This is a genomic window from Maridesulfovibrio sp. (assembly GCF_965230075.1).
GTDB lineage: Bacteria > Desulfobacterota > Desulfovibrionia > Desulfovibrionales > Desulfovibrionaceae > Maridesulfovibrio.
This window is the reverse complement of sequence record NZ_OZ245945.1, coordinates 3,499,333-3,520,008: the sequence shown is the minus strand read 5'-3', so window position 1 is coordinate 3,520,008 and position 20,676 is coordinate 3,499,333. Positions and strand designations below refer to the sequence as shown.

Sequence of the window (20,676 nt, the reverse complement as noted above, 5' to 3'; positions counted from 1 at the left end):
TTATGTATAAGTCCAAGGAGATTACCGTGTCCATGCTGTTCAAGGCTCAGAAAATTTTAAGCCCCATCTTAGCCCCCATTTCTAAAGGGTATGGTGCAGTGATGGCCCGCCGTGCAGATAAATATTCAAGCGGTGAATATGAACGGTTCCGGCCTGAATGCCCGTGTATTTCCGTGGGTAATATCGGGTCCGGAGGCAGCGGTAAGACTCCTATTGCGGATTGGCTGCTTAAGTGGGCGGAGCGTGAGGGCCTGTTGACAGTCTTGCTGACCCGTGGTTATGGGGCCAAACCCGCGCAACTGCCGTATCTGGTTAATATACTCAGCCCGGTGCATGAGGCTGGGGATGAACCGCTCATGCTGGCAAATAGTAATTCGCAGGCAAAGGTCGTGGTCGATCCGGTGAGAAAACGTTCCGGTGCTTGGGCTGAGCAGGAATTTAAGCCCGGATTGATGTTGCTTGATGACGGGTTCCAGCATATGGCGGTGGAGCGCGATCTGGATTTTGTGTTGCTCACTCCCGATGATTTCACGCATGGTTGGGATAAGGTTATTCCCCGGGGAACATGGCGGGAGAGTGTGCAGGCCCTGCAACGTGCAGATGTATTTTTCGTTAAGAGCAGTCCGGATGCTTTCCGGCGGATGCATTGGTTGATACAGGAAAAGCTGGCGCAGCTCGGAAAGCCTGTTTTTCAGTTTGAGTTGAAGGCCAAAGGCCTCAGGCTTCTTGGCGGGGGAGAGCGGCTCGATTTCGGCAGCGAAAAGTATTTGCTCTTTGCCGGGATCGGCAAACCGGAAATCCTGCGCGAGGACGCTGGAAAAGATATGGGCCGCGCACCGGAAGAATTTATAATTTTTAAGGATCACCACGCATATACAGCGCAGGACGTGGAATCGATCCGTAAGAAAGCAGCGGCAACGGGCGCAAAAAGAATTGTCTGCACCCCCAAGGACGCTGTAAAATTAACTGAACTAGGCTGTGAAGATTTTTACGTAATTGATTTGGAAGTGGAATTTAAAGAAACCATATTTTTTGACGATACAGAAGATGCTCCCTTCGATAAGTGGTGGAATAAACAACGATTAACTGACGCACTTAAGAAATAAGAATACTACGCCTCCCCAAAGTAAAAACAGCGAAGCTTATTAAAAGGTTTTGGGATTCTTAAACCCTTTTGCCACAAATCCGCAGGAAAGCGGATTTGCCCGGTGCCTAAAAGCACCGCCCCGAAGGGGTAAGCCCCAGGAAGGGGCACAATAAAAAGGGTTTAAGCCGCCGGAGGCAAAATCAAATCATAATAAAGCTCGATAGCGCATCAAATAGGAAAAGAAATGGGAAAGAAAAGAAAATCGAAGAATCCCGGCATGATCAAGCCTTTTGAGGCCATGAATGTTTTCAAGAAAAGCCGCAAACCTTTATCTGTGGGCGAGCTGGAGAAAAGGCTCGGCCTGACCAAGCGGCACCGTAAATTTGTTAAAAATATACTCAAAGACCTTGTCCGCGAAGGGAAGATTATCAAGATCGGCAGTGCTTACGGCGTTGTTGAGAAGATGAATATGGTTACCGGGAAACTACAGGTTCAGCGTTCCGGAGCAGCCTTTCTGCTTCCGGACGATAAGAAACGCAAAGATATTTATATCCACACCAAGAACCTGCGCGATGCATGGCACGGCGATAGAGTCACCGTGGCAATTACCGGCTCCCATTGGGGCGGTAAACGTGAAGAAGGGCGTGTGGTCCGGGTAATTGAGCGCGGCAAGCAGGTCTTCCCAGTTCGTGTAATCCGGCCCATGGGCGGCACAGCGCTGCTCTGCCATCCCACTGATCCGCGTTTGGATTTCGGCATTGTGGTTGAGCCTGACGAGGCGGTTGTGGATGAACCTTTGCTCGATGATAACGGCAAGGAAATTTATCCGGCTGAATCTGTTGATGCAGAAGTTGATTTCTCCCGTGTACAAAGGGGCGATATTCTGCTGGTGGCCCCCGGAGAACAGATTAACTCATCCCTCTGGGAAGGGCGTATCTTGAAAATGCTGGGCGAGGAAGATGACGTCCTTGTGCAGGAGGCTATCGTTAAGGCTAACCATGGTATTCCGACTGCTTTTCCGGGCAAGGTTCTTGCGGTGGCTGATGCGTTGCCTGATGAACCGGGAGAAGAGGATTTTGTTGACCGCGAAGACATGCGCGACATTCCTTTTGTGACCATCGACGGCGCGACTGCTAAAGACTTTGACGACGCTGTATTCGTGGAAAAGACTTCCGGCGGCTACCGTTTGCGGGTGGCAATTGCGGATGTGAGCCATTATGTGGCTATGGAATCCCCGCTGGACCGTGAAGCCTTGAAGCGTGGCAACTCCTATTATTTTCCAAAATCCGTGGAGCCAATGTTTCCGGAAGCACTCAGTAACGGCCTGTGCAGTCTGAATCCTGATGTTAACCGTCTGGCAATGACTGCGACTATTGAGTTTGATAATTCCGGCGCGCCAGTAAATTCTTCCTTTGCCCCGGCAGTGATCAAAAGTCATGCTCGGTTGACTTACGAGCAGGTTTACAAGGGAATTATCCTCGGTGAAAAGGAAGAGCAGGATAGCTTCGGCGAGCTGCTGCCCATGCTCCAGCTCTGCGAAGAGTTGGCTCGTAAGATTAATAAGAGGCGTAATGCACGGGGCAGTCTTGAATTCGACCTCCCGGAACCGGAAATCCTTTTTAACTTGCAGGGTCGTACCGTTGATATCCGCCCGCGTTGTCGCAATTTTGCCCATCAGATCATTGAGGAGTTCATGATTGCAGCTAACGAGGCTGTGGCTGAGTTCCTTACTGAAAAGGAGCTGGGCTGCCTGTATCGTATTCACCCCGGTCCGGATGAAGAGAAACTTACAAACCTGTTCAAGGTCTTGCGTAAAATCGGGGTTAGCAAACAAATGCCGGACCCGATTACCCCGGAATCTTTGCAGAAGGTTGTTCAGGATTCCGAGGGCACGGATCAGGAATACATTGTCAGCAGACTGTTGCTGCGTTCCATGAAGCAAGCCAAGTATGAGCCCATAAATGAGGGACATTTCGGTCTGGCTTCTGAATGCTATTGCCATTTTACTTCACCTATCCGCCGTTACGCTGACCTCGTGGTGCACCGGTTGCTCAAGGTGGCGCTTGGCGACGGCCATCAGGCCATTCCGGGACAGAAACAGCTGGGTCGAATCGGTAGCTCCATCAGCGGAACAGAGCGCACAGCCATGGAAGCGGAAAGGGAAATTCTCAAGCGGCTGACCATTATCTTTCTTAAAGATAAGGTCGGTGAGGAATTTACCGGAGTAATTTCGTCCATTGCTGAATTCGGATTCTGGGTGGAATTTCAGGAGGTCATGGCCGAAGGTATGGTTCGCCTTTCCTCGTTGGGCGATGACTATTACACCTTTTGGTCAGATCGGCAGATGATTGTCGGTGAACGTACCGGGCATGCTTTCCGCTTGGGCCAGAAGATCACTGTGCGGCTGGAATCAGTGAGTCTTGAATTGCTAGAAGCAAATCTTTCACTGGTTTCAGGGGCTGAAGATTATAAAAAGTTTGTATAAATAATTAAGCCCGCTAAATCGGAAGATTTAGCGGGCTTAATTATTTTATATAGAAATTTTTTAGCGGGTGGCGATCTCTTCAACCCGGCGGGCTATTTTACAGAACAGGGTCAGTTCACATACTTTCTCGTCAATTTCACACTGGTATATATCTTCAGCCTCGGCAATGGCATTGAGAGATTCATATACTTTAACCAGTGTTTCCGGGGAAATCCGTCCGCAAAGGTCGGTAATCATTTTTTTCAGTTCCATGGGGGCATCATCAAGCAATGACAATTCAACCCCGGCATCACCGAAGTCAAATTCAAAATGCTCCACGTATTCTGTAGCCAGATTTTTAACAATCAAGTCATTACTCATCAAGCTCTCCAAGGACTATATCCCCTAACTATTTGCATACGTTACTACAAACGTATTTTTTTTGAAAGCTTTCTCTGTTTATAAAAATAGTTGCAATATCGAATTGTGAATGTTAAGTATAGATGAACTTTTGAGTTAAACAGTTGTTAATTTTTGAGGTGCCGATGCAAGCTAAAGATTTCGATTCATTTTTTGAAAGGCTGAAAGAACAAACGGATATTTCAACTCAGGCCCAGCTGGCCCGCGAACTTGGCGTCGGTAGAGCGGCTGTTTCCCTTGTGAAGAAAAAAGGTGCCGTTCCCCCGCGCTGGATTCTTGAGCTTTCCGTGCGCTATAATCTCGATTCCACTTGGCTTGAATCCGGGCTGGGTTCTCCGCGTCCGGAAGTTAATGCTGTGGAGTTTGCAGACGAATTTTCCCGTATTCCTAAGGTTGCAGCCCGTCTTTCCGCTGGTGGTGGATCATTTGAAACTGGCGGCGAAATTGAAGGATTCTACGCCTTCCGTAAAGATTGGATTGGCAGCAAGGGAAATCCTTCCGACATGGTTTTAATGGAAGTTTATGGCAACAGCATGGAGCCGGAATTGAAGGAAGGTGACATTGTGCTTTTGGATCAGTCCCGCAAGGATATCCTTGCCGGGGGGATTTACGCTGTTGGTGTTGAAGACACTGTCATGGTCAAAAGGGTGGAAAAACGGCCCGGTCAGGTTGTGCTGCATAGTGACAACAAGGATTATGCTCCCATTCATCTTGGTGGTGATGAGCTTGAAAATGTGCGCGTGCTTGGTCAGGTTGTCTGGGTTTCCCGCGAATATCATTAATTTTTTATTATGATATGTTTTTCAGAAGCCTCCCTTTTGGGAGGCTTTTTTTATGGCTGAATTTGGTTCTGGGTTAGCTAAAGTTAACTCGAATTGATTAATCTGTTGTGTTATGTTTATTTTTGGTTGACGTTAGTGTTTTGTTGTGGTTAATTGGAGTCGTCACATGGCAAGGGCACGCCGGGAAGGCGGATTTCAATCCAAATGAATTCACGAAACAGGAGTCGGTCATGCAGGAAAGATTTTGCAAATGCGGTAACAGGGTTATGGTCCAGTACCACAGCAAAAAGGACGAAGCATGGTTCACCCGTTTCTGGGTTATGGGGAATACTTTCGGCAAGACTATCCGGGTCTGTCCGGTTTGCGGCTCCCCCCTTGATATAAACAGCCTCAAATAACTGTTCACCGGGCAGGGTGTTTATGCGTTCCTGTCTGCAAACATATATTTCATAAAAATTTCTGCAGGCTTCTCCCCTGTTGCCTGCCGGAAGACAGCACCGTCTCATCTACACACTTAATCCATCTCTCATCATGGCAGGTTGTCCGTCGGGGATAGCCTGCCGCACCCTTTGATTCGATTTTTCAGGAAATCGTAATTAATAAGAAAAGAACTTCTTTATGGGGGTGCATAGTGCCCGCATAGGATGCTCCTGTGCAGGCTGGACCGGAATGCAGCAGGCTGATACACACTTTGTGTTTCTTAGCATCAGGCCCGAATTTTCGGAGGTATATTATGGGTGAATGGGTAGTAGATTTTCAGGGGCGTAACCACTCCACAGCGATCAAGCTGAATTTTTTGTGGAAGCAGGACAATATTTTCATCATGGATAACCATCGGGCGGCTTTCTGGTGCTGGATGGAGAGTTTGAAAAAGGGTGAAAGCCTGAATCTGTTCCATGTGGATCGACATTTTGATGCCCTGTTTTCAGCGCAGGATTATTCCCATTTTCCGCATGCTGATTTTGAAAATTTCGGGATCAATGAGTATCTTGAATGCGGATATGATAACGACTTCTTCGCCGTTACCCCGCTTTTCCGTTGGGATAATTATCTCGGCCTGTTTATTGAAAAATACGGTGATAGAATTTCAAATTGGGCTTTTGCTACCCATGGTAAAGGTTCTGCGCCGCAGTCCATCAGCTATGCGGCCTATGAACCTTGGGAATTTCCAGCTGCTCTTGGAGAGTTGCAGGATAGCTGGATTTTTAACCTTGATCTGGATTACTTCTTCGGGCGCATGGCAGGTGGAAAGATGAACCGTCTTTTCACTGATGAGTATATTCGAGGTTGGGGTTCTGAGTTGCGCAAGGCACTAGATAACGGTGTCCTCAAGGTTCTGACCGTCAGCCTCAGTCCGGAATGTGCTGCCGGATGGGAAGGTGCTGAAGAAGCACTGGCCGTCTTGAGTGAAGGGTTAAAGGTAGATTTTTCCCTTCCTGCATAGATTTTTACTGAACAATAAATGCCCCCGCCAATTCATTCTGGATTAGCGGGGGCTTTTTAAATTTAAACAGGTCAGGCTAGTCTCTGTTCCAGACCTTGAATTTGTGGTTGGCGAAAAAGTCAGTATAAAGCTCTTCAGCTTTTTCTTTGAACTTATCATCGTGCATGATCAGCACGCTCAGGGCTTCGTATTTGAAATATGCCACGACATCGTCCCAGTCTATTTCTTCTTTATTGTCCTTGAACCGGAATCCCTGCAAACCGGGTTCTACCAGTTTCTGGGTCATGGGGTCGTCTACCCCGGCGGTTTTGAAAAAATCGCAGATTTCTTTTTTTACTTCTTCGGGCCAGTCGGTTTCACCAAGTGGGATGAGGTCCTGAAATTTATTCTCCTGACCTTTTTTAAGAATATACATATTAAACTCCGTATTTCAGTTTCCGATTATTAAATGTGATTATGGAGTAAAAGGAATTGTTTTTCAAGATCATCCGTACAGGCTAAGCCAAGGATTTGCGCAGAAACTTTAAAGACACGCAAGGGCCATAAACCTCCGGCTAAATGTAACCGCTACGTCATGATCAGGCACTCGTTTATGATATCTATGACTCATCAACACTTCATGCATCTCTGAAGAAAATGTACCAGCCTCTTCCCAGCTGTTCCCCCCGGTCCTCCCTGACACCCAGGCCGGGGGGCTTTTTTCTAAGTACTTTGTTTTATATTTAGTCTTCAATTCTCATAAATCTTCCGATTATCTGACCTGTAGCCGGGTCGCGGCTATCGTCATCAAATTCGGTCTTAAGGAATGTCAGCGCCGAGCAGTCCGGTGAAAAGACGAGAGTTCTGATCTGCGAATTTCCGCCACGCCCATATTCAATAAGATCAGTAATATATATAGTATTCCCAGAGATGGTCACAGAGCGGCGTACCTCTTTATTTTCAAATTTCCATGTTGTTACCAGATAATCCTCGTCTTTGGGCAGGATGTAACTATTATAGTGGCTGGGCAGTTTATTTTCGCCCGTAGATATGTGCAGAGTCGCTTCAGTGTTTACCATTTGTCCTTTGTAATGGACAGTAACCTTGCCTTTGAAGGCTCCGGTAAAGCGGGAGTTGTCTATAATGGCAATTTTTTCTTTTGTTTCTATTGAGGGTGTCGGCTGCTGCTTTTTTTCTTCATAGTTTGTTCTGTCTGGAAAGATCGCTTCATAGCGCGGACGTTTAGCTCTTTAAGATGTTCAATGTCCTGAGCCGCAGCAAATGCAGTTATGAGACAGAGCATGACTATCGTTGAAATTAATATCTTCATGATGAAACTCCGAGGTTTTACTGTCTGTTGTTTTACGCTATGATAGTAATGGATTAAATCGTACTTGGAGGACAAAATTATGGTTCGCTTTGCTTTTATTGCTCTGCTGCTCTGCGCAGGGATATTTGTTTTTGTACCCCATCTTCAGGCTGAAATGAAGATCACCCTTAAAAATGGAAAAGTTATAAAGGTTCCGGTTTCTGAAAATGATGTAAAGTCCATTGAATATGGTGAGCCTAAAACTGATCGGGAAGAAGTTCTTCCGGAAAAAGCCATCAGGATACAAAGTGCTAAATATGGCAATATCAGTTTTGAGCTTGAGGGTGAATTGGGCTATAAGCAATATTTTTGTGATGCAAAGGACGCGCTGGTAAAGAAATGCGATGGTAAGAAAAAGTGCCGGGTAATTGTCGGTAATACCCTGTGTGGCAATCCATACCCGGGCAAAGGAAAATATTTGTATGTGGAATATACCTGCGCCAAGAAGCTTAAAAGGGCAAAAAATTCACAGACAGAGGTTATGGTTTTAAGTTGTCCTTAGATTAAAGACCATTTTCCGGCAGGACCGATTTTTGCTTGTAAGAGTAAAGGTGAAATTTATTCCTGCTGGAGGTTTGTGTATGAGGAATACCATTGCGCTGGGCTTGATCCTGCTCAGTGGCATGCTGCTTTTGAATTCAGGGTATGATGTCTACCGATGTTTTGTTCCTAAAAAAATAGTGGAACCGCAACCGGTCAGGCTGGTTCGAATTGAAGGCAAAAATTGCCCCCTTTACTATCCAGAGGGACAATAAGGAAAATCCTTTCTTACTGAGTGTCAGTAATAGAGGATTTTTTTATGAAATCATTAAAGTCATTTAATAAGGCTGCGTGGGTACGGTGCACAATGAGATGGAGTTTGAATGAGTAGAGCGGCTCGTTAATTATCCTGAATTGATCCATGGTATGTTCTGTTTCCTTCATTAATCCGGGAAGGGTCATTTTGTTGCAGATAGCTGCGTCCACCCTTTTTTTCACCACCAACTCCAGTATTTGCTTGGTAGAATATACGGGATGTTTATTTATCAATCCTTCCTTGAAGTAGTAGTTAAGGGGACCGTAGTCGTTGCCATGCAGTACAGCAATGGTTGTGCCTGTTAAGCTTCCAAAATCCGCCTTAGTAATCGGTGAATCTTTAAGTACAAGCAGGTGGTCGGCAACAGTCCACATTGGTTTTGAGTGCAGATAATTGGATTTGGTTTCCGGTTGTAAAAACATGGGGTCGGTTAAGGCGTATCCATCTGCCCGACCATGTATTAGCTGTTTACTGATTCTTGCCCGGGGCAGGCATTTGTATTCGATTGAGTATTCAGGGTGTTTGTTTTGAAATTCATCCATCAAGTCTATGAATGTTCCATGCAGGTTTTTTGAGGGTTCCTTTTTGTTGGTTACAGTGTAAAAAGGGGGGAATCTGTAGCCGCAAAGAATTTTTATATGCTGTGGAGTTTTCTGCTCGGCGAAACACCATGAGGCGGTGAAGAGCACGGTAATAAGAACGGCGACGGTTGTTTTGTATATAGGTGTAAACATATCTTTAATTACAGGTGGATATGGCCTGTTGTTATTTTAGGAGTACCGATGAACTACATGTATACTTTTTTAAAGTTTTTTACATCTGTTTTCTTGTTCGTGCTCATTCTCGCTGCCGGGTATTTTTTGATTAAGTGGTTTACGAATCCGGTCTACCGGATAGGTGCTTTGGAAGAAGGACAGATCCTTAAGTTTAATGGTGAGGCGGATACTGAAGAATCCAATTCCGGGAAATTAAGAGTTTTAAGTTATAATCTGGGATTTGCTGCCGGTCCGGTGCAACATACTTTGGCTGATGAGCATCCTGAGGAATTTTTCACGACCAATCTTGATAAGTTCATTGATCTGGTCAGAACTGAAGATGCTAATATTGTGCTTTTACAGGAAGTTGATCTTGATTCCAAGCGTTCATGGTACATGAATCAGTTGCAATACATTATGGAAAGGTTGGGGTGGGGCTATGCCGCTCCGGTTGTGGATTGGGATATGTTTTTCCCTTTGCGTAAGGAGCGTAAGATAACCAAAGCTACAATTGTGATTTCAAAATTTCCAATTGTATCAAATGAGTATACCCAGACTTCCTGCAAGCCCAATTTTGAAAATCAAGTGTTGAATATTTTTTATTACCCCCTGCTCTGGAAATCGACCATGCAGCGAGTGGCAGTTGAAGTGGCCGGGAAGCGCGTCGATATATATAATGTTCATCTCTGTGTTTGGAATCGTGCAGCCCGGGTGGCACAGGCTGAATATCTTGCTGAATGGATCAAAAAGGAAAGCGCCGGTGTGGATTTTCTTGTCGGCGGGGATTTTAATTTCCAAGCCTATATCAGGGGAACTCCTATCCCTGAGAATGATCTCAGTAAACCTCCGTTTATTAATCAATTCCGCGAAGGTTTAGGCGGAGTAGGTGAAATTCTTAGTAAGCCGGGGCAGTCCGCTGAGGGATTGCACAAGAATTTTACTTTTGAAGAGCGTAAGCATCGTTACGATTTTCTGTTTCACTCTAAGGGGTTAATTGTAGATTCTGCTGTGGTGATCGATTCTATTGCAGCATCGGATCATTATCCGGTTTTTGGTGTATTTCAGTTTGTAAAATAGCTCGTTGATTGGGTGAATAATTGAAAAGGGAGGGATGTTTGCCTGTTTGGATCGGTGAAAAAATGGTATAGTACTACCGCAATTAATTTACCGTGATGTTTTTGTACTGGGGAGATGCGATGAAGAAAAGACTTTCCGTGTTTGTCATATTCTGTCTTTGCTTTCTGCTTTTTAGCAGCATGGCTGCGGCTGGAGAAGTAGAGACAAAGAGTGTTATGATTGTTCATAGCTACGGTCTGGATAATATTTGCGGCGAACCTCAACATCAGGGGGTGCTGGAAAGTCTTGGTAAAGCTGGATTCGTTGAAGGCGAAAATTTGATTGTTCACCAGTATGCCATGGATACTAAGAAGGTGAATAATACCCCTGAGCTTATAGCGGAGCAGGTTGAAATTGTTCTTGATAAAGTAGGGGCGATTCAGCCGGATGTCCTCGTGCTGCTGGATGACAATGCTTTCAGGGCTGTCGGCCTTAAGCTTGTGGACAGTGAGATTGATATTGTTTTTTCCGGCTTGAATGGACAGCCCGAAGATTATGACCGCAACGTGAAGTGGATGGATTCCCGATCCGCTCCGGGACATAATATTACCGGGGTATACGAGAAGCTTCATTTCATTGATGCCTGTAAGGTGCAGAAAAAGATTCTTCCTGATCTCAAAAAAATGTTGGTTGTTTCAGATGAATCTCCAACCGGTAAGGCTGTACTAAAGCAATTGGGGCTGGAGATCGACGAAGCCGGAAATAGTCTGGAAATTGAATTTGAAATCCGTATTGCAACATCTTGGGAAGAATATACCGATATTTTAGGGCACGCCTGTTCCGATTCCAGTATTGGGACAGTTTATCCGGCTGCAACCCTGCTTAAAGATAAGAATGGTAAAAGTAGATCAACTGCGGATATAATCAAATGGACGGTTGCCAATTGCCGTATCCCGGGAATCTCGATCAATTATTCCTTTGCCCGTCTGGGAATGTTTGGCGGGGCCGGAGTTGATTTTATTGCCATGGGCAGGCAGGCTGGTGGAATGGTTGCCGAAATTCTGAATGGAGTTTCGCCCGGAGATATTCCGGTAGAGGAAGCCGAGCGTTATGCCCTTGTATTTAATCTTAAGCGGGCTAAAGATTTGGGGATGGAAATTCCCGCCGATATTTTGATGGCTGCTGATGTTGTTTACAAATAGTTGAAATTCACGTTGCTGAAATGAGAAAAACATCTTCCTACAGGCTTTCAACCCTAGTGGCTGCCGCAATCTGCGGAATAGCTATTGTTACCGCCCTCGCTATGGGTGGAGTGTTCTCTTATAGTTATTTCAGTACGCTGAAAAATGAATACCATGACCGGGTGCGTGCAGAGGGGCAGGAGGTAAGCCTTGAGTTGTACAGCTTCCTGCACCGGGCAATGGCCCGTCTTGGAGAGTTGAGTAAGGATAACTCTATCCGGGTCGCTATAATGATGGGGGTGGACTACCCCCTTTCCGAAAAATTGTCTGAATATGATCAAGCCTCTCTGGGCATTGATTTCTTTGTGTTGCGCAAGGATGATGGCAGGATTTTTACCTCCTCGGCCAGACCGTTTGATGAACCTTATATTAAGAGTGCGTTGGAGAATTCGCCTCACCGTTGCTCTTTTTGCAGAGCTGAGGGCGGTGGATTCATGACCGTCTTCTCACTTCCCATCCGCAGTAGATCCGAGATAGTTGGAAGTGCCGCCTGTGTAGTTGATTTTTCCAGATCTGAGCTGGTGTCTGTCTTTCAGAATACTCATGAAAGCAGGATGGTGCTGTTTGATCAGGGCAAGACCTATGACCTGCTTTCAGGAGAGAATCTGTCTTTGTCAATTGGGGGCCACTCAGACAATGGCGCGCTTATGGAAGTCAGTATCGGAAAAGAGCAGCAGGGGGTTTTGTATCGCAGTGAATTAGTGCCGGGATTGGCCTATTTTGTCTCCGATGCAAGGTTTAATAATGCATTACGGCGTACATTCTGGCTATTACTCCCTCTGTTCGGAGTGGTCATAGGACTTTGCATAGTCGTCTCGCTTATCTTGAGCAGCAAACTCACCCGTCCGTTGTGCATAATTACTGCTTCCGCTGAGGGTATCTCTAAAGGGCAGGAAGATGATATCCCGGACCGTGACAGTGTCATTACCGAGATCAATGCACTGGGATCAGCTCTCTCTTCCATGCTGGAAAATCTGCGTCGAACCAGAGGGCTGGAACAGTATCAATTCTTTTTTGATAATGTGGATGATCTTGTCTGCATAACCGACATGGACGGGCTTTTTCTTAAAGTGAACAGCAGGGGGACTGATTTTCTCGGATATGATCATGATGAGTTTTTAAAGAAGACAGTATTCGAGCTTGTTCCCCCCTATGAGCGGGAAAGCCTTCGTGGGTTGATGAATGGTCTTTTTACGGAAGAAGGTTCCCGGCAATTCGAGTGTCCGGCTGTAACCAAAACCGGCGAGATAATTCATACTGATGTGCGTTCCCGGAGAATTACCTATCAGGGGCAGGATGTTTTGCTCAGTGTGGTCCGTGATGTGACGGATCGTAAGCGTGATGAAGAAGAGCTTCAGCACTATGCAGCTGAGTTGTTGAAAGCCAAAGAGATTGAAGAACGCAACTCCGCCCATATGGCCGAAACCCTTAAGAAGCTTGAAGAGGCTATGTCCAAAGCAGAGGTTGCCAACCGTACTAAGAGTGAATTTCTCGCTCAGATGAGTCATGAAATACGGACTCCCATGAATTCAATTCTGGGTATGGCCGATATGCTTTCTGACACCAGCCTGACCACTGAACAAAGAAGTTATGTTTCTATTTTCAGGGATTCCGGAAAGGCCTTACTTAATTTAATTAATGATATCCTTGATCTTTCCAAGATTGAATCCGGTAAACTTACCCTTGAGCGTACCAAGTTTAATATTGATGATCTCGTGGATGAAGTTTCCGGCATCATGTCTGTGAGTGCGTGGAAAAAGGATCTGGTTTTTGCCTGCCACGTCGATCCGCTTTGTCCGACTCTTTTTGAAGGTGACCCGACAAGGATAAAACAGATTCTGGTTAACCTGCTCAGCAATGCCATCAAGTTTACTGATTCCGGCTCTGTTGTCTTGGATATATCCGCGTCAGCAGGTCAGAAGGGAAAGAGTGTGCTGCATATGGTTGTGCGGGACAGCGGCATAGGAATTTCAGAAGAAAAATTTAAAGATATTTTTGAAAATTTTGTGCAGGCGGATTCTTCCACGACCCGTAAATACGGTGGAACGGGGCTCGGCTTGTCCATTACCCGCAACCTTGTCGAGTTGATGAACGGGAATATCGATGTGCGCAATATCTCTTCCGGAGGAGCTGAATTCTGTACCGATATTGAAGTCGGCAGTGTCGATGAGATTGAAGTTGATACTGGCCGAATCAGGGCGGCAATGCAGGATCGTGAGGTTATTGTCATTGATGAGCGGACTCAGGTCCGGAATTATATCTGCAAATGTCTCGGCGAGTGGGGGGCAAAGTGCATGTCCGCCGGGGATTTGAATTTTGCCTGTGTGCAAAATGAATCCTGCCGCAGTAATGCAGAGCTGGTGATTGTTTCCGATCTGCTTGGCGAAGAAGACGGCCTGAGTGAAATTGAGTCCATCAAAGCCCGGTTGAACAGTGATAATCCTGTTTTGTGTACTCTTTCCTCTTCTCCCGGAGTCAGTAGTAACAGCCCGGAAATAAATCAAATTTTTGGTGTTAAGAGCAGTGTGCACTGGCCGGTAACCCGGGGCGGATTGCTTAAGGCTATGCTCGAAATTTACGGTGAACCTTTCGCTGAGGTTGAAAAGCGTGAAGAGTTCGTCGAACTCATGCCTTTGCGTATCCTTGTGGTTGAAGACTCGGAAAATAACCGCATGTTGTTGGATTTTTTCCTTAAAGACACTCCGTTCAGGTTACGCTTTGCAACTGACGGCGATGAAGCCGTGCGCATATACCGTGAACACAATTTTGATCTGGTGCTGATGGATATCCAATTGCCCGGAAAGGATGGGCTTGAAGCTACCCGCGAAATTCGAGCCTATGAATGGGAGAACGGATATCCGGCTACACCGATTGTGGCGTTAACTGCCAATGCTCGTGATGAAGACCGGAAGGATTGTCTCAAGGCCGGATGCAGCGGTTTCTTAGCCAAGCCCATCAAAAAGATTTCCCTGATCAAGGGGATTCTCAAGCACAGTCTATAGGGGCTGTGCTTGCTATTTCTTCTGCAACCAGTTTCCCAATGCTTCCTGCAGGGCGGAGGATGCCAGATGGGCGCAATGGGTTTTGTCCTCAGGCAAACCGCCGAGTCTTTCGAGAATGTCTTCCCCGTCGATTTCTGAGGCTTCGTCAATGCTTTTACCCATGCTCAGCTCACAGGCCATGTCACTGCTGACAATGCTGGGTCCGCATCCGGTGGTGAAAAAGGATGCTTCGCGGACTGTATTGTTTTCTATCTTGAGAAATATTTTGATGATATCACCGCAGGTTCCTTCCATTTCCCCGGTAGTGTCCGGTTTTTCCATGGTCCGGGCGTAGGTGGGGTTATGCCAGCGGGAAGTTTCCTTCCCGAACATGTCGTGTGCTGCGTCATCGCATTGCTGCTGAATATCGGAAAGCAGGCTGTCCAGATTATCACTCATAAAAAAAACTCCTTTTTAAGATAAGGCGTGCAGAGGTTGGCTCAAGGCGGAAAAAAATGCAATCAAACTTTTTGCTGTTTTTTTACCTGCGGAGTTTAATGTTGTAATTATACAGGATTTATTGTTGAATAAAAGCAAGCCGGAGAATTGTTTCCGGTTGGCTTAAAACGGATTCTAATTGATGGAATTAAGGCAGCTGAGATATTTTATTGCCGTAGCCGAGGAATTGCACTTCGGCCGTGCGGCCCGCAGGGTGCATATTGCCCAGCCTCCTTTTTCGCAACAGATTAAGGGGTTGGAGGAAGAGCTTGGTGCGCGCTTGCTGGAACGCAACAGCCGGAAAGTTCGTCTGACCAATGAAGGCCGCTATTTTTACAAGCAGGCTCTGGATATCGTGGCTCAGGCGGAAGAGGCTGCGGCTACTGTAGGGCGAATGGCCAAGGGGGAATACGGCAATATCAAGGTCGGGTTCATGGAGATTGCCATGGACAGCCTTTTGCCGGAGGCGGTGCGTTCTTTCAGCCACAGGTATCCCGGGGTCTCGGTACGGCTCAGCCAGTTCGGTGCTTCCATCCAGTTGGAGAGGATTCATTCAGGTGAGTTGGATGTAGGGTTTTCAACCGTTTACCTGCGCGCCATGGAAGGATTGGCTTCAGTTAAGTTGTTTTCGAGAAAACATGTGCTTGCGGTGCCGGAAGATCATATCTTTACCGCTGAAAAAAGCGTATCATTAACAGAAATCGCGAGGGAGAACCTGTTGATGTTTCCCCGGAGCGGACAGCCAGACCTTTATGACGCCATCATGGAAGCCTTTACCTCCCGGAGACTGGTGCCGAAGGTCAAACAGGAAATTTCCGGTCTGTCCGGTGCCTCGGCTCTGATTTCATCTGGCATGGGGGTTACTTTCCTGCCGGAGAACAGCCGAGTGTCACGCAAAGGAATTGCCATGGTGCCCATTAGTGATGAATTTCCCCGTATGGACATCTATATGGTCTGGAACAGGGAAGATTACTCCAATACGGCGGGAGTTTTTATGGAATGGGTTGCGGATTATTTTTCGGTATCAAGATCATTTGCCGGGAAGGTCAGCGGTCAGTAGTTTTTTAGGGTTGGTAAATGACTGATATTCTGGACGGACTTGAAATTTCATGGATTCCTTCAATCATTGAAGTTGATCGTGATGAATGGGATCATCTTGCAAAAGGATTGAATTTTCCTTTCCTTGAATGGGACTGGCTGCGGCTTATCGAGCAGAGCAAGAGTGCCACGCCGGAAAGCGGCTGGCTCACAGCTCATTTACTTGTCCGTTCCGAAGGGCGCCTTGTGGGCGCGGCACCGCTTTTTGTTCGGGATCAGAGTGAAGGTGAATTTATTTTTGACCGGGTCTGGGTGGAAGTGGCTCAGAAGGGCGGAATGGCCTATTACCCCAAGATTGTGGGCATGAGTCCCTATACTCCTGCTTCCGGATATCGTTTCATGGTGGCGCCCGGTGTTTCCGCAAAAAGAATCACTGCATTAATCTGCCAGACCCTTGACCGTTTCTGTTCGATTAACGGACTGGGCAGCTGTGCTTTCAATTTCGTTGATCCTGATTGGGGCATTGAAATGGAGGCCTACGGATATGCTGCATGGAAGCATCAGGGATATGTCTGGAATAATGATGACTACCGGGATTTTGACCATTGGCTGGCAACCCTGAACAGCAACAGGCGCAAGACTGTCCGCCGTGAACGTAAGGCTTTGCGTGCTGATAACGTCCGGGTACAGACTTTGACCGGCTATGAAATTCCGGACCGTTATTTCGACCTCATGTACCGCTGCTACGAATCCACCAATGATAAGTTCGGTGTCTGGAGTTGCAAATACCTTACCCCTGACTTCTTTGAGGGATTGAAGCAGAACATGCGGGAAAATTTAATGTTTACCGTGGCTTTACGTGGTGACGATCCTGATCCGTTGGCTCTTTCAATGTTCGTTTTTTCCGGGGAGAGGCTTTGGGGCAGGTATTGGGGGTGTTTTGAGGAAGTCCGTTTCCTTCATTTTGAACTTTGCTATTATGCTCCCATTGAATGGGCTGTGGCCAACGGTATCAGCACTTATGATCCCGGCATGGGCGGTGAGCACAAGGCCAGACGTGGATTTTTCTCCACTCCTTCATATAGCCTGCATAAGTTTACCGATCCGTCTATGGATCTGACTTTCAAGACCTATATTCAAGAAGTAAATAATCTTGAAAATGGCTACATCAGCGAGATGAATGATTTGATGCCGCTCGGGCGCATGGGCGGAGAAGAAGATTAATCCCTCAGGGTCAGCAGGAAATCCCTTACTTTTATATCGTGGCGGCTGACTTGTTCATATCCTTCAAAGCGGTGGTCGGTATTGTAGGAAATAATATCGGCCCCGGCTTTCCTGAGTATTGATTTCATAATTTTTTGATCAAGCAGTTCGTCCTGTTCACCGATCAGGGCCAACACTTCCCCGTTGCGGACGCCTTTTTCTGCAATGCCTTTATTCAACTCCTCTTCCACTTCCGCAAAGCGGCTTACGTGATCTTCGGAAATGAGGATGCTGTTGCCGTTGGAAAATTCATATATTTCCCCCAGACGACTGCGGACCAATGCTGCCGGAGTCAGTGCCGGATTGATGAGCAGGGCCGGGACAGAGTGCCTAAAATGCATAATCAGCGAAAACAGGCCACCCATGGATGAACCCTGCAGGATCAGTGGGCGGTTAATGTTCTCCAGCACAATTGCTTCGATTATTTCAAGTGACTCCAGCGGGTCCGGGGGCAGATCCGGGCTGATGAGTTCGTGGTCGGGAAAATTTTCGCACAGTGCAGCGGCCTTGGAGTTTGCGCCTGAAGAACCGAATCCATGTATGTTGAGAAAAATGTTTTTCATATCAGTAAGATTGAGGTATGTTAGTTGCTAATTATGAAAATAGAATCTGTCGGATATATTGTTTTGAATAATAAAAAGGGTTCTGGACTGCAAGGAAAACGGGGGGTGTTTTTGAAGTTCAGATCATGGTTTTTGCGATGTGTCTGGGCTGCTTTTATGGCATTGCTTTTCTTTCTTTTTTCAATGGTTGTACAATTTCCGTATCCTGCATTCGCTGGTGGGCAGTTAGTAATTGGAATACCTATGTGGGGCGGGGAGCGAACGAATATGCCGGAGTTGGAGTGTTTTCTTAATGAGGCTTATTCCCGGATAGGTGTGGATATAAGTTTTAAGTATGCTCCCGGCTTACGGCTGAGCAGGGAACTTTCCAAAGGTAAAATTGACGGTTTAGGAGCCATGCTTGCTTCTCTGGTGGAGGAGGATGCCAATTTTGCCAAGGTGCCAGTAAAGATGGGTACCGCCCAAATCTTTGCGGTTTCCATAGATAATAATCTGCTAATTGAATCTGCAAAAGATTTGCAGAACTATAAAGTGGCTTGTATTCGGGGGAACGCAGATAGATTTGCCAAGATCCTAGGCAGTGATAACTGGTTTTATGAAGTTGCGGATCTTACACAGGCTTTTAAGATGATGAGCAAAAGGCGGGTGGATGTTGTGCTTGCCGACCAGTATACAGGTAAGATCGGAGCTGATTTCAGTAATGTTGAACATGTTTATTTTTCTCCGCCCTTGCTTTCAAGCACAGCGCATCATTATCTAAGCAGTGTACATAGTGATTTAGTCCCCCGGTTGGCCAAGGTCTTCAAGGATATGTTTAAGGATGGTTCAGGCCAGCAATGTTACGGCAAGTACAGTCATTTTATCCCCAAAAAATATCGTAAAGAATAGGCGGGAAAGTAGTGAAGAAAGAGCATCCGGCAATTGTTTTCTTCAGCGGGGGGACGGCCCTGAACGGGTTGGCCGCCGAGCTTGCGAAAGTCAATCCGACTTGTGCTTATATTATAACTACTTTTGATTCCGGGGGCAGTTCTGCTGCCCTGCGTGAAGTCTTTGATATGCCGGCTGTGGGGGATGTTCGCAACCGCCTGCTTGCCCTTGCTGACAGGGAGAATCCTGAGAAAGCTAATATTGTGGAGATGCTTGCTACCCGTTTACCACGCTATGCTGATAAGACCGCTCTTTATGGGCAGCTATCACATCTCGCCAATGGTTCACATTCCCTTATGGAAGGTTTTTCTGAGGTCGTACGCAAGATACTTTCCGACCGTTTTGCTTTGTTTATTGAGTTGGCAGGGGACAGTTTTGATCCGGTAAATGCCAGTCTTGGTAATATCTTGCTCGCCGCTGGATTCATGGCCCATCAGCGGATACTTGCACCACCCATAGCCCAGCTCTCCCGGCTCATCGGAGCACGGGGAATTGTGCGGGCTTCCACTGTTGATAACGGACATCTGGCAGTGCGTTTGGAGAATGGGGAGATTCTGGCCGGACAGCATCAATTTACAGGCAAGGAGACCGATCCCATCTCCTCACCCATTGACGGTATGTGGATTTGTTCCGGTGTGGATGACCCTTGGCCGCGTTCAGTGCACGGATCTTCTTTGGCAATAAATCTGGTTAATAATGCGGACTTGATTGTCTATCCTATGGGCAGTTTTTATTCCAGCATGCTGGCTGCAATTTCCCCGCAGGGCTTGGGACATGCTGTTTCTGTTAATCCCTGTCCGAAGGTGTTTATACCCAATATGGGGTTTGACCCGGAACTGATCGGCCATAATATCAACTTGCAGGTTGAGCGATTGCTTGAAGTTCTGCGCATGGATAATTCCGCTTATATCGGCTCGGAAGCTGTACTCAATTATGTTCTCATTGATTCTGAAAATGGAACTTATCAGGAAGAACCGGACTATGCTGGTTTGGAAAATTTTCCACTGAAAGTAATTGACCGCACTCTTGTTTCAGATGAATCTGAAGGCCTGATTGATCCTCGATTGCTGGCCCCGATACTTACGGAGTTGGCGTCAGAGCAGAGTTAAGATTCGTAAATAAGAGAAGGATATTTTTTATGTATATTGGTGCCCATATGCCCATAACCGGCGGGGTGGATAAGGCTGTGGAACGTATTATGGCTGTAGGCGGAACTGCCCTGCAGATATTTACCCGCAACCAGCGTCAGTGGAAGGTGAAACCACTGGAAGACAAGGTGGTGGAAAATTTTAAGAAGCTGCGCGAAGAATGGGGTAACTATCCGGTCAGTGTCCACGATTCTTATCTTATCAACCTTGCTTCTCCAAAACCGGACGGTGCAGCCAAGTCCGTTAAAGCTTTTGCTGAAGAACTGCGCCGTACAGAGAAGCTGGGTATTGAATATCTGGTGACGCATCCCGGTTCCCATCTGGGGTCCGGCAAGGTTGAGGCTCTTGAACGCTATGTTGCCAACCTTGATCAGGCCATTGCTCTTTCGGAAACTGAGGAAGTGAAGGTACTTATTGAGAATACTGCCGGGCAGGGAACCAACCTCGGCAGCAGGTTCGGGGAGTTGGCTACGATTCTGGAAGACTCCGGCTATACTTCACGTATGGGAGTCTGTTTCGATACCTGCCACGCTTTTGCCGCCGGGTATGACTTGCGCACATCTGAATCATGTGCAGAAGTTTTCGAACGGTTTGATAAGCTGATCGGGCTTGATTTCATCCGTTTCTTTCACCTTAATGACAGTAAACAGGAACTTGGTTCCAACAAGGACCGCCATGAGCATATCGGTCAGGGAAATATCGGACCGGAGGGTTTCAGGTATATAATCAACGACGCACACTTTGCTGCCGTACCCAAGGTTATTGAAACTCCGAAAGAAGATGATCCGGATTTCAAACTCGATAAAATGAATATTGATCTTCTGCGGTCCCTACATGAATAGCAGGGTTCAGGAACAGGTGTCCG

The 20,676-nt window shown here is 46.7% G+C and carries 21 protein-coding genes; 15 read left to right on the top strand and 6 right to left on the bottom strand.

From position 1 onward, the window contains the following. Nucleotides 1-32 precede the first annotated feature (32 nt). Together lpxK and rnr are read left to right on the top strand one after the other, a co-directional pair. Nucleotides 33-1,106: a tetraacyldisaccharide 4'-kinase gene (gene lpxK / locus ACO05Z_RS15975; protein WP_421904193.1), complete on the top strand. Its 1,074-nt coding sequence runs from the start codon at nucleotides 33-35 to the stop codon at nucleotides 1,104-1,106. Nucleotides 1,107-1,331: 225 nt separating this feature from the next. Further along, nucleotides 1,332-3,572 carry a ribonuclease R gene (gene rnr, locus ACO05Z_RS15970; RefSeq protein WP_421903179.1) on the top strand — a complete coding sequence of 747 codons (2,241 nt, stop codon included), beginning with the start codon at nucleotides 1,332-1,334 and terminating at the stop codon, nucleotides 3,570-3,572. Between the two features lie 60 nt (nucleotides 3,573-3,632). On the opposite strand, the gene ACO05Z_RS15965 is transcribed toward rnr, so the two are convergent. Further along, the gene (locus ACO05Z_RS15965; protein WP_421903178.1) at nucleotides 3,633-3,932 is read right to left on the bottom strand and encodes a hypothetical protein; all 300 of its coding nucleotides are present in this window, start codon (nucleotides 3,930-3,932) and stop codon (nucleotides 3,633-3,635) included. 164 nt (nucleotides 3,933-4,096) lie between these two features. Here ACO05Z_RS15965 and ACO05Z_RS15960 point away from each other — a divergent pair, with 164 nt between their 5' ends. The 3 genes from ACO05Z_RS15960 to ACO05Z_RS15950 all read left to right on the top strand — a co-directional run bounded on the left by ACO05Z_RS15960 (nucleotide 4,097) and on the right by ACO05Z_RS15950 (nucleotide 6,197). Continuing rightward, nucleotides 4,097-4,753, top strand: a complete 657-nt coding sequence (locus ACO05Z_RS15960; RefSeq protein ID WP_421903177.1) for a LexA family transcriptional regulator — start codon at nucleotides 4,097-4,099, stop codon at nucleotides 4,751-4,753. 230 nt (nucleotides 4,754-4,983) lie between these two features. After that, nucleotides 4,984-5,151, top strand: coding sequence for a hypothetical protein (locus ACO05Z_RS15955; protein WP_015852978.1), 168 nt, complete (start codon nucleotides 4,984-4,986; stop codon nucleotides 5,149-5,151). 335 nt (nucleotides 5,152-5,486) lie between these two features. Then, nucleotides 5,487-6,197 (top strand): UPF0489 family protein, encoded by a 711-nt coding sequence (locus ACO05Z_RS15950; RefSeq protein WP_421903176.1) that lies wholly within the window; start codon nucleotides 5,487-5,489, stop codon nucleotides 6,195-6,197. A gap of 76 nt (nucleotides 6,198-6,273) precedes the next feature. Here the strand turns inward: ACO05Z_RS15950 and ACO05Z_RS15945 are convergent, their stop codons facing one another. Together ACO05Z_RS15945 and ACO05Z_RS15940 are read right to left on the bottom strand one after the other, a co-directional pair. Next, nucleotides 6,274-6,612, bottom strand: a complete 339-nt coding sequence (locus tag ACO05Z_RS15945; protein WP_421903175.1) for a hypothetical protein — start codon at nucleotides 6,610-6,612, stop codon at nucleotides 6,274-6,276. Between the two features lie 307 nt (nucleotides 6,613-6,919). Further along, on the bottom strand, nucleotides 6,920-7,255 hold the full coding sequence (locus ACO05Z_RS15940) for a hypothetical protein (RefSeq protein WP_421903174.1): 336 nt from the start codon (nucleotides 7,253-7,255) through the stop codon (nucleotides 6,920-6,922). 330 nt (nucleotides 7,256-7,585) lie between these two features. Between ACO05Z_RS15940 and ACO05Z_RS15935 the strand changes: the two genes are divergently transcribed. Beyond that, nucleotides 7,586-8,047, top strand: coding sequence for a hypothetical protein (locus tag ACO05Z_RS15935; RefSeq protein WP_421903173.1), 462 nt, complete (start codon nucleotides 7,586-7,588; stop codon nucleotides 8,045-8,047). Nucleotides 8,048-8,126: 79 nt separating this feature from the next. Next, entirely contained in the window at nucleotides 8,127-8,300 is a 174-nt protein-coding gene (locus tag ACO05Z_RS15930; protein WP_421903172.1) for a hypothetical protein, read from the top strand. 13 nt (nucleotides 8,301-8,313) lie between these two features. Here the strand turns inward: ACO05Z_RS15930 and ACO05Z_RS15925 are convergent, their stop codons facing one another. Continuing rightward, nucleotides 8,314-9,075 carry a substrate-binding periplasmic protein gene (locus ACO05Z_RS15925; RefSeq protein WP_421903171.1) on the bottom strand — a complete coding sequence of 254 codons (762 nt, stop codon included), beginning with the start codon at nucleotides 9,073-9,075 and terminating at the stop codon, nucleotides 8,314-8,316. A 48-nt stretch (nucleotides 9,076-9,123) separates the two neighbouring features. Between ACO05Z_RS15925 and ACO05Z_RS15920 the strand changes: the two genes are divergently transcribed. From ACO05Z_RS15920 to ACO05Z_RS15910, 3 genes are all read left to right on the top strand, one after another. Continuing rightward, nucleotides 9,124-10,173, top strand: coding sequence for an endonuclease/exonuclease/phosphatase family protein (locus ACO05Z_RS15920; protein ID WP_421903170.1), 1,050 nt, complete (start codon nucleotides 9,124-9,126; stop codon nucleotides 10,171-10,173). Between the two features lie 119 nt (nucleotides 10,174-10,292). Beyond that, nucleotides 10,293-11,354, top strand: a complete 1,062-nt coding sequence (locus tag ACO05Z_RS15915; RefSeq protein WP_421903169.1) for an ABC transporter substrate-binding protein — start codon at nucleotides 10,293-10,295, stop codon at nucleotides 11,352-11,354. 20 nt (nucleotides 11,355-11,374) lie between these two features. Beyond that, nucleotides 11,375-14,395 (top strand): response regulator, encoded by a 3,021-nt coding sequence (locus ACO05Z_RS15910; protein ID WP_421903168.1) that lies wholly within the window; start codon nucleotides 11,375-11,377, stop codon nucleotides 14,393-14,395. Nucleotides 14,396-14,407: 12 nt separating this feature from the next. Here the strand turns inward: ACO05Z_RS15910 and ACO05Z_RS15905 are convergent, their stop codons facing one another. Continuing rightward, entirely contained in the window at nucleotides 14,408-14,833 is a 426-nt protein-coding gene (locus ACO05Z_RS15905) for an iron-sulfur cluster assembly scaffold protein (protein ID WP_421903167.1), read from the bottom strand. A 181-nt stretch (nucleotides 14,834-15,014) separates the two neighbouring features. Between ACO05Z_RS15905 and ACO05Z_RS15900 the strand changes: the two genes are divergently transcribed. Next, nucleotides 15,015-15,932, top strand: a complete 918-nt coding sequence (locus ACO05Z_RS15900) for a LysR family transcriptional regulator (protein WP_421903166.1) — start codon at nucleotides 15,015-15,017, stop codon at nucleotides 15,930-15,932. Nucleotides 15,933-15,949: 17 nt separating this feature from the next. Beyond that, nucleotides 15,950-17,134, top strand: a complete 1,185-nt coding sequence (locus ACO05Z_RS15895) for a GNAT family N-acetyltransferase (protein ID WP_421903165.1) — start codon at nucleotides 15,950-15,952, stop codon at nucleotides 17,132-17,134. On the opposite strand, the gene ACO05Z_RS15890 is transcribed toward ACO05Z_RS15895, so the two are convergent. After that, complete coding sequence (locus ACO05Z_RS15890) at nucleotides 17,131-17,736, bottom strand: YqiA/YcfP family alpha/beta fold hydrolase (protein ID WP_421903164.1); 606 nt, start codon at nucleotides 17,734-17,736, stop codon at nucleotides 17,131-17,133. The genes ACO05Z_RS15895 and ACO05Z_RS15890 overlap by 4 nt on opposite strands. A 33-nt stretch (nucleotides 17,737-17,769) precedes the next feature. Between ACO05Z_RS15890 and ACO05Z_RS15885 the strand changes: the two genes are divergently transcribed. Genes ACO05Z_RS15885 through ACO05Z_RS15875 form a run of 3 tightly spaced genes read left to right on the top strand, consistent with a single transcriptional unit; the run spans nucleotide 17,770 to nucleotide 20,653 of the window. Further along, nucleotides 17,770-18,624 carry a substrate-binding periplasmic protein gene (locus ACO05Z_RS15885; RefSeq protein ID WP_421903163.1) on the top strand — a complete coding sequence of 285 codons (855 nt, stop codon included), beginning with the start codon at nucleotides 17,770-17,772 and terminating at the stop codon, nucleotides 18,622-18,624. An 11-nt stretch (nucleotides 18,625-18,635) separates the two neighbouring features. After that, nucleotides 18,636-19,772: a GAK system CofD-like protein gene (locus ACO05Z_RS15880; RefSeq protein ID WP_421903162.1), complete on the top strand. Its 1,137-nt coding sequence runs from the start codon at nucleotides 18,636-18,638 to the stop codon at nucleotides 19,770-19,772. A 29-nt stretch (nucleotides 19,773-19,801) separates the two neighbouring features. After that, nucleotides 19,802-20,653: a deoxyribonuclease IV gene (locus ACO05Z_RS15875; protein ID WP_421903161.1), complete on the top strand. Its 852-nt coding sequence runs from the start codon at nucleotides 19,802-19,804 to the stop codon at nucleotides 20,651-20,653. The last annotated feature ends 23 nt before the right edge of the window (nucleotides 20,654-20,676 follow it).